1 protein-coding gene is annotated in these 1196 nt (G+C 76.1%); it reads left to right on the forward strand.

The features are described 5' to 3' along the window. Nucleotides 1-44: 44 nt before the first annotated feature. On the forward strand, nucleotides 45-1172 hold the full coding sequence (locus tag CA983_RS43885) for an alpha/beta hydrolase (protein ID WP_086606130.1): 1128 nt from the start codon (nucleotides 45-47) through the stop codon (nucleotides 1170-1172). The last annotated feature ends 24 nt before the right edge of the window (nucleotides 1173-1196 follow it).

Below are 1196 nucleotides of genomic sequence, written 5' to 3' on the forward strand. Positions count from 1 at the left end.
GCCTCCCACTGGTCGCCCGCCCGGTCCGCCAGGACACTGGAGCCGTGCGCACTGCCAGAGCGACGGCCGCTGCCGTCACCGCCGTGATCGGAGTCGGCGCGGCCGCCGTGGCCGCCGGGCGGCTCGCCAGTGACGCCGCGCTCAAGGCGCCGCCCGGCCGGCCCCTGCCCACCGAACCCCGGCTCACCGTGCACGGCACCGCCGCGGGACAGATCAGCCTCACCCGGGACCTGGCCGCCCTGCGGCCCGGCCGCTACGGTCTGTCCGGCAACGGCACGCACGCGGTCGTCGGCCCCGTCCTGGCCACCACGCCACACCCCGCCGACACCGTCGTACGCCGCCTGGAGCGGGTCACGCACGGCACCCTGAAACCCGGCGACAAGGCCTGGCTCACCCCGAACGTGTACGTCGGCGACCCGAGCGCCGCCCTCGGCCTCGAACACGCCGACATCGACATCCCCGGCGAACTCGGCACCCTGCCCGCGTGGTTCGTGCCCGGAGCCCGGGACACCTGGGTGATCGCCGTGCACGGCCTCGGCACCACCCGGGAACTCGCCATGAACGTCATGGATTTCCTGCACCGCAACCACTTCCCGGTGCTCGCCCTCGCCTACCGCGGCGACCTGGGCGCACCCCGCCCGCCCGACGGCCTGAACCACCTCGGCGAGACCGAGTGGCGCGACCTGGACGCGGCGATCCGCTACGCCGTGCGCCACGGCGCCCGGCAGGTCGTCCTGCACGGCTGGTCCACCGGCGCCACCATGGCGCTGCACGCCGCCGCACACTCGGGGCTGCGCGACCGCGTCTGCGGACTCGTCCTGGACTCCCCGGTGCTCAGCTGGGAGACCACCCTGCGCGCCCTCGCCGCGGCCCGCCGCACCCCGGGCGCGCTGCTGCCCCTGGCGGTCCGCGCCGCACAGGGCCGCACCGGACTGTACGGCGACCGCGCCGGGGGCACGGACCCCTCCGCCGGGCTCCGGATCCCGGCGCTCGTCTTCCACGGACCCGACGACACGGTGGCCCCCTGGCAGCTCTCCCGCCGGCTCGCCGACGCCCGCCCCGACGTGGTCGCCCTCCACACCGTCGGCAACGCGCCCCACGGAGCGATGTGGAACGCCGACCCGCAGGGCTACGAGGAGGCGCTGCGGCGCTTCCTGACACCTCTCATGTGACCCCCTGCCCTCGTCACACCCCCC

Origin of the sequence: Streptomyces swartbergensis, from assembly GCF_002148965.1 — a bacterium.
Taxonomy (GTDB): domain Bacteria; phylum Actinomycetota; class Actinomycetes; order Streptomycetales; family Streptomycetaceae; genus Streptomyces; species Streptomyces swartbergensis.